A 6731-nucleotide genomic window follows, 5' to 3' on the forward strand; every position below is an offset into this window, starting at 1 on the left:
CGCCGGTACCGGCGCGCTCAGTCGGGCGGGCGAGCCGTTCGCGTCACCGGTCGCCGTCTGCGCGGTACCGCTGTAGGGCACGCGGGCAGGCGGCGCCGGCCTGGGCGAGCAGCGCGTGCAGGCGCTCGGTCAGCTGCGAGACGTCGTCGGCGGGCGTGTGGAACGCCAGCCGTACGTCGCCGTGCGCGCGGGTCCGCTCGATGCGCAGGGTGAGCCCGTGGCGGTCCAACGCGAGGGGAGCCACCCGGGTAACGGCGTGCAGGCTCTCCGGGCGGACCAGCCGGGTGAGCCGCTCCACGGCGTCCGGGTGGGAGTCGGCGAGGTGGGTGAGCAACTGCGCCTCGGCGGTGGCCAGCGGGTCGGGCCGGGCGGCCGCGTACTCCGCCGGATCGATCAGTACGGCCCCGGAAGTCCGGCGCAGCACTACGCGGGTGGGCTCGAACAGCAGCCGGGCGCCACGCCGGGAGAGCCGGCCGGCGAGCCACAGCCGGGCCCGGATGCGCCGGCGCACCGGTACGGGTGCCGCGTCCGCGAACTCCAGCACGGCGGTGGGCTCGCCGCGCGGGGCGCACAGCACGGCGGCGAACAGGGCGCTGTCCTCGGGCACGTCGAGCAGCACCCGGCCGTCGCCGGTCACGGTGTGCGCGCCGACGTACTCCTCGCGGGCGCCGTCCGCGGTCACCGTGCACGACCACGCGGCGGCAAGGAGCGACCGCGCCCGCTCCGCCGCTCCGGGTTCTGCCGCCCAGTCCTGCGTGACACCCATCCCGAGCCCTCCTTAGGTAAGCCTTGCCTAACCTAGCGGAGATCCGGGCGTACGCCAACCACGCCACCCCGATCGGGTGGCACGCGCAAAGTCGCGCGGACGCGCCGTCAGGTGAGGGCGCCGAGCAGCGCCCGCGCGCACAGTTCGCCCACCTGATCCCGGCCGGGTTCGCCCTCGCGCAGCCACTCCAGACAGACGGCGGTGGTGAAGGCGAGCCAGCCGCGCACCGCCAACCGGGCCTGCGGGGAGCCCTCGAAGGCGGGCCCGAACTCGGGGTCGGCGGCCAGCGCGGCGAGGATCTGCCGCTCCTGCGCGGCCAGCGCCCGCTGATAGACCCGGCGTACGGCCTGATCCCCGGCCGCGTCGGCACGGTGGAAGGCGCGGAAGCCGTGGGCGTGCGCCTCGACGTACCCGAGGTAGGCATCCAGCCCGGCGCCGAGCTGCTCGCGCACCGGCACGCCGGGCACCGCCGCGGTCATCCGGAGCATGCGCTCGCTCTCCCGCTCCACCACGGCGGCGAAGAAGTCCCGTTTCGTCGGAAAGTAGTGGTACAGCAGACCCCGGGAGACCCCGGCGATCTCGGCCACCCGCTCGATCCACACGTCGTCATAGGGGCTCTCGGAGAACAGACGCGCCCCGACCGACAGGAGTTGCTCGCGGCGCTCCTCGGTGCTCAGTCGGCGCCGGGCGCGTTCCCCCTGGTTGGCGGCCATGCCGTCACCCTAGTGGACACGTTGCTTGACGTGGGTTCAGTAGGCGGACCAGACTGCCAGCGCTATTGAACTCACGTTCAACACGCGTGTGATGGACGGGCAACAGGCCGCCGGATCAAGGGAGATCGCGTCATGGCCGAGACGACGGGGGCGGAACTGCCCAAGGGGTTCCGCGGCGCCGAACAGGGCTGGCCGGAGCTGGACCGCATCCCGCGTCCGCCCCGCAGGCTGCCGTTGCTCGGTGACGTGCTGGGGGTCGACCGGCGCACCCCGCTCCAGGACTCGATGCGGCTCGCGCGCGAACTGGGCCCGATCTTCCGGCGCCGGGTGCTGAACCGGGAGTTCGTGTTCCTGTGGGGCGCGAAGCTGGCCGCCGACATGGCGGACGAGAGCCGGTTCGCCAAGCACGTCGGGCTGGGGGTGGCCAACCTGCGCCCGGTCGCCGGGGACGGGCTGTTCACCGCCTACAACCACGAGCCCAACTGGCAGCTGGCGCACGACGTGCTCGCGCCCGGCTTCAGCCGGGAGGCGATGGCCGGGTACCACTCGATGATGCTGTCGGTCGCGGGCCGGCTGACCGGCCACTGGGACGGCGAGCTGGCCGCCGGACGCACGGTGGACGTGCCCGGCGACATGACCCGGCTGACGCTGGAGACCATCGCGCGCACCGGCTTCGGACACGACTTCGGCTCCTTCGAACGTGACCGGCCACACCCCTTCGTCACCGCCATGGTCGGCACCCTCGCCTACGCCCAGCGCCTGAACAGCCTGCCGATGCCCCCGGCGCTCCAGCGGAGGGCCGCCCGGCGCAACGCCGCCGACATCGCCTACCTGGACGACACGGTCGACGCCCTGGTGGCCGCCCGCCGTGCCTCGGGGCGCGGGGAGGGCGACCTGCTGGACCGCATGCTGGAGACGGCCCACCCCGAGACCGGGGAGCGGCTGTCGGCGGAGAACGTCCGCAAGCAGGTCATCACGTTTCTGGTCGCGGGCCACGAGACCACCTCCGGCGCCCTCTCGTTCGCGCTGTACTACCTGGCCAGGCACCCGGAGGTCGCCGCCCGCGCCCGCGCCGAGGTGGACCGTGTCTGGGGCGACACCCCCGAGCCGGGCTACGACCAGGTGGCCCGGCTGCGCTATCTGCGCCGGGTGCTGGACGAGTCGCTGCGGCTGTGGCCGACCGCGCCCGCCTTCGCCCGCGAGGCCACCGAGGACACCGTTCTGGCCGGGGAGCACCCGATGCGCCGGGGCGGCTGGGCGCTGGTCCTCACGCCGATGCTGCACCGCGACCCCGAGGTGTGGGGCGAGGACGCCGAGCGGTTCGACCCGGACCGCTTCGACGCCAAGGCGGTACGGGCCCGGCCGCCGCACACCTTCAAGCCCTTCGGTACCGGCGCCCGGGCCTGCGTGGGACGCCAGTTCGCCCTGCACGAGGCCACGTTGGTGCTCGGCCTGCTGCTGCGCCGGTACGAGCTGATCCCCGACCCCGGCTACCGCCTGAAGGTCACCGAGCGCCTGACGCTGATGCCGGACGGCCTGCGCCTGGGCCTGGAGCGCCGGAAGGCGCCCGCCGCCGCACCGGCCGGCGCCCCCGGGCCGGACGCCGGTTCAGCGGGGCGCTGCCCAGTGCACGGGACGGACGAGTGAGCCCGGCAGCCGGGTACCGGGTCCCCCGCGGGCGGCGTTGACCTGCGGCTGGGTGAGGAAGAGGGCGCCGGTGAGGTCGGCGTCCGTCAGATCGGCGCCCCGGAGATCGGCGCCGATCAGGTCGGCGTGCCGCAGGTCGGCTCCGGTCAGGTCGGCCGCGATCAGGCAGGCACCGCGCAGGCTGATCCCGCGCAGGTCGGCACCCCTGAGCTTCGCGCCCGCCAGGTCCGCGCCCCGCCGGTCCCGACCCTTCTTCCGGCCCCTGCGGGCCAACTCAGAGGCCTCACGCAGGAGTTCTGCCACTTCGTGCCAGTGGGCGGCCGGGTCCAGCGTGGCCAGCTCCTCGGGCTGCTGTGCGGCGAGGCGCTCGGTCTCCTCCAGCGCGCGGCGCAGCTCCGGGTGAAGGGGCCTGGCGGCGTCGAGACCGAGCGCCTCGGTGAGGTACCAGAGCAGCTCGTGCAGGCGCCGGACCACCGGGAACACGTCGAACATGAGCCGGGCGTGCTTCTTGCCACCCGTACGCCAGTCACGCCCGCCGAAGGTGACCTGGGAGACACGCTGGCCCGCGCCGAAGCAGTCGTACACCGTGCACCCGGCGTAGCCCTTGGCGCGCAGCTCGGTGTGGATGCCGCAGGCGTGGTCCCCGCGCAGGTTGGCGCAGGGCTTTCCGGCGGGCTTGTCGTGCGCGAAGTCGGCGGAGCGGGCGAAGGGCAGGGCCACACAGCAGAGGCCGAAGCAGTCGGCGCAGTCGGCGGCGAGGAGGGGTATGTGATCAGGCATCGTGGCCAGGGTACGGCCTCTGGCTAGGCTGCCCTTGTCCGATCTTCGAGACCGAGGAGCCGTGATGCGTGTCGCCCTGTTCCTGACCTGTGTCAACGACACGCTCTACCCGGACACCGGCCGCGCCGTGGTGAGACTCCTGAACCGTCTCGGGGTCGACGTCGACTTCCCGCCGGCGCAGACCTGCTGCGGCCAGGCCCACTACAACACCGGCTACCGGCACGAGACGGAACCGCTGGCCCGGCACTTCGCGGAGGTCTTCGGGGAGTACGACGCGATCGTCACGCCGTCGGGTTCGTGCGCGGCGATGGTCCGGGAGCTGTACCCGAGGCTGGGCGAGCGGGCGCGGGCCGAGGGACGCGGGGAGAATCTGGCCGACGTGCTGGCGCCGGTGGTGCCGAAGACGTACGAGCTGACGGAGTTCCTGGTGGACGTGCTCGGCGTCACCGACGTCGGCGCCGTCTATCCGCACAAGGTCACCTATCACCCCACCTGCCACGGCCTGCGCGCGCTGGGCCTCGGCGACCGGCCGCGCCGGTTGCTGGAGGCGGTGCGGGGTCTCGAGCTGGTCGAACTGCCCGGCGCCGACGAGTGCTGCGGGTTCGGCGGCACCTTCGCGGTCAAGAACGCCGGGGTGTCGGCGGCGATGGGTGCGGACAAGATGCGCAACGTCGAGTCGACCGGTGCGGAGGTGCTGTGCGCGGCCGACAACTCGTGTCTGATGCACCTGGGTGGCACGATGAGCCGGGCGGGCTCTGCGGTGCGGCCGGTGCACATCGCGGAGATCCTGGCGAGCACGGAGGAGGAACCGGCCCGGTGAACGAGACCTTCGTGGGAATGCCCGCCTTCCCCGAGGCGGCACGGGAAGCGCTGGCCGACGGCACCCTGCGCGGCAATCTGCGGCACGCCACCCACACCATCCGTGCCAAGCGCGCGGCGGCCGTGGCGGAGGTGTCCGACTGGGCGGAGCTGCGCGAGGCGGGCAGCCGGATCAAGGAGCACACGCTCTGCCATCTCGACCGCTATCTGGAGCAGTTGGAGGAGTCGGTCACCGCCGCGGGCGGCACGGTCCACTGGGCGGCGGACGCGGCGGAGGCCAACCGGATCGTCACCCGGCTCGTGAAGGAAACGGGCGAGTCGGAGGTCGTGAAGGTCAAGTCGATGGCCACGCAGGAGATCGGGCTCAACGAGGCGCTGGAGGCGGCCGGCATCCGGGCCTACGAGACCGATCTCGCCGAGCTGATCGTGCAGTTGGGCGAGGACCGCCCCTCGCACATCCTGGTCCCGGCCATCCATCGCAACCGGGCCGAGATCCGGGACATCTTCCGTACCGCGATGGCCGGTTGGGGCCGCCCGGCGCCCGAGGGGCTCTCCGACAGTCCGGCCGAGCTGGCGGAGGCGGCGCGGCTGCATCTGCGGGAGAAGTTCCTGCGGGCCAAGGTGGGGATCTCGGGGGCCAACTTCATGGTCGCGGAGACCGGCACCATGGTGGTGGTGGAGTCCGAGGGCAACGGGCGGATGTGCCTCACCCTGCCGGAGACCCTGATCTCGGTGGCCGGCATCGAGAAGGTCGTCCCCACCTGGCGTGACCTGGAGGTCTTCCTCCAGACCCTGCCCCGCTCCTCCACGGCCGAGCGCATGAACCCGTACACCAGCATGTGGACCGGCACGACGGACGGCGACGGGCCACGCGCCTTCCATCTGGTGCTGCTGGACAACGGCCGTACCGACACCCTCGCCGACGAGGTCGGCCGCCAGGCGCTTCGCTGCATCCGCTGCTCGGCCTGCCTGAACGTGTGCCCGGTGTACGAGCGCGCGGGCGGCCACGCCTACGGCTCGGTCTACCCCGGTCCCATCGGCGCCATCCTCAGCCCTCAGCTGCGCGGCACCGCGAGCGAGATCGACGCCTCGCTGCCGTACGCGTCCTCCCTGTGCGGGGCCTGCTACGACGTGTGCCCGGTCGCCATCGACATCCCCGAGGTGCTGGTCCGGCTGCGTGAGCGGGTCGTGGAGGGCGGCCCGGCGGTACGCGAGGGCAACCGGGTCGTGCTGAGGCCGGCCAGGGGCCACGCCGCGGAACGGGCGGCCATGCGGGCGGCCCGCTGGACCTTCACCCACCCGAACGCGCTGCGCACCGGCCAGCGCCTCGCCTCCCGCGCCCGCCGCCTCCGCCCGCGCACCCTGCCGGGGCCCGGCGCGGCCTGGACCCGGACGCGTGATCTGCCGGAGGTGCCGGCCGAGCCGTTCCGGGACTGGTGGGAACGCACCCGAGGCGGCAAGGAGGAGACGAAGTGAGCGACCGGGAACGCGTCCTGGGCCGGGTCCGGCGCGCGCTGGCCGACGTAGTCGAGGACGACACGCCGTACGACCGGGCGATCCCGCGCTCCTACGCCCGCGAGCACGGCGAGCGCACCGTCGAGGAGACGGTGGAGCTGCTGGCGGAGAACCTGGCCGACTACCGGGCCGTGGTGCACCGGTGCGCGGAGGCGGACCTGCCCGCGCTGATCGCCCGGCTGCTGGCGGGGCGGGGGGCTCGGAACGTACTCGTGCCGGACGGGCTCCCGTCGGCCTGGCTCCCGGACGCCGGCCTCGTGCCCGTCCCCGACCGCCCGGAGAGCACCCCGTACGAGCTGGACGCCGTGGACAGCGTGGTGACCGGCTGCGCGGTGGCCGTCGCCGAGACCGGCACCCTCGTGCTCGACGGCGGACCCGGTCAGGGGCGCCGCCGGATCACCCTCGTGCCCGACCACCACATCTGCGTGGTCCGCGTCCCCGGGCAGGTCGTGGCGTCCGTGCCGCAGGCCCTCGAACGCCTCTCCCCCACC

General features: G+C 73.5%; 7 protein-coding genes. 4 read left to right on the forward strand and 3 right to left on the reverse strand.

The genetic code is table 11. The features are described from left to right. Positions 1-43 precede the first annotated feature (43 nt). Entirely contained in the window at positions 44-766 is a 723-nt protein-coding gene (locus CCN33_RS26985; RefSeq protein ID WP_086696049.1) for a DUF2470 domain-containing protein, read from the reverse strand. Positions 767-873: 107 nt separating this feature from the next. Next, on the reverse strand, positions 874-1479 hold the full coding sequence (locus tag CCN33_RS26990; protein ID WP_086696050.1) for a TetR/AcrR family transcriptional regulator: 606 nt from the start codon (positions 1477-1479) through the stop codon (positions 874-876). 132 nt (positions 1480-1611) lie between these two features. Here CCN33_RS26990 and CCN33_RS26995 point away from each other — a divergent pair, with 132 nt between their 5' ends. Beyond that, positions 1612-3126 (forward strand): cytochrome P450, encoded by a 1515-nt coding sequence (locus tag CCN33_RS26995; RefSeq protein ID WP_086696051.1) that lies wholly within the window; start codon positions 1612-1614, stop codon positions 3124-3126. Here the strand turns inward: CCN33_RS26995 and CCN33_RS27000 are convergent. Then, positions 3088-3906: a pentapeptide repeat-containing protein gene (locus CCN33_RS27000; protein WP_086696052.1), complete on the reverse strand. Its 819-nt coding sequence runs from the start codon at positions 3904-3906 to the stop codon at positions 3088-3090. The genes CCN33_RS26995 and CCN33_RS27000 overlap by 39 nt on opposite strands. 64 nt (positions 3907-3970) lie before the next feature. Between CCN33_RS27000 and CCN33_RS27005 the strand changes: the two genes are divergently transcribed. The 3 genes from CCN33_RS27005 to CCN33_RS27015 form a co-directional block, all read left to right on the forward strand. After that, positions 3971-4726, forward strand: a complete 756-nt coding sequence (locus CCN33_RS27005; protein WP_086696053.1) for a (Fe-S)-binding protein — start codon at positions 3971-3973, stop codon at positions 4724-4726. Continuing rightward, a complete protein-coding gene (locus CCN33_RS27010) occupies positions 4723-6201 on the forward strand; it encodes a lactate utilization protein B (protein WP_086696054.1) in 1479 nt (492 codons plus the stop codon). The genes CCN33_RS27005 and CCN33_RS27010 overlap by 4 nt, the downstream gene beginning before the upstream one ends. Beyond that, the coding region (locus tag CCN33_RS27015) for a LutC/YkgG family protein (protein WP_086696055.1) at positions 6198-6731 on the forward strand (534 nt) is incomplete at its 3' end. The genes CCN33_RS27010 and CCN33_RS27015, both read left to right, overlap by 4 nt.

This window comes from Streptomyces recifensis, from assembly GCF_002154615.1.
GTDB classification, from domain to species: Bacteria; Actinomycetota; Actinomycetes; order Streptomycetales; family Streptomycetaceae; genus Streptomyces; species Streptomyces griseoluteus.

What these genes read in the sequence shown, in the direction of transcription:
- CCN33_RS26995 (WP_086696051.1), top strand. Translation starts at nt 1,612, where the DNA reads ATGGCCGAGACGACGGGGGCGGAACTGCCCAAGGGGTTCCGCGGCGCC.
- CCN33_RS27005 (WP_086696053.1), top strand. Translation starts at nt 3,971, where the DNA reads ATGCGTGTCGCCCTGTTCCTGACCTGTGTCAACGACACGCTCTACCCG.
- CCN33_RS26990 (WP_086696050.1), bottom strand. Translation starts at nt 1,479, where the DNA reads ATGGCCGCCAACCAGGGGGAACGCGCCCGGCGCCGACTGAGCACCGAG.
- CCN33_RS27000 (WP_086696052.1), bottom strand. Translation starts at nt 3,906, where the DNA reads ATGCCTGATCACATACCCCTCCTCGCCGCCGACTGCGCCGACTGCTTC.
- CCN33_RS26985 (WP_086696049.1), bottom strand. Translation starts at nt 766, where the DNA reads ATGGGTGTCACGCAGGACTGGGCGGCAGAACCCGGAGCGGCGGAGCGG.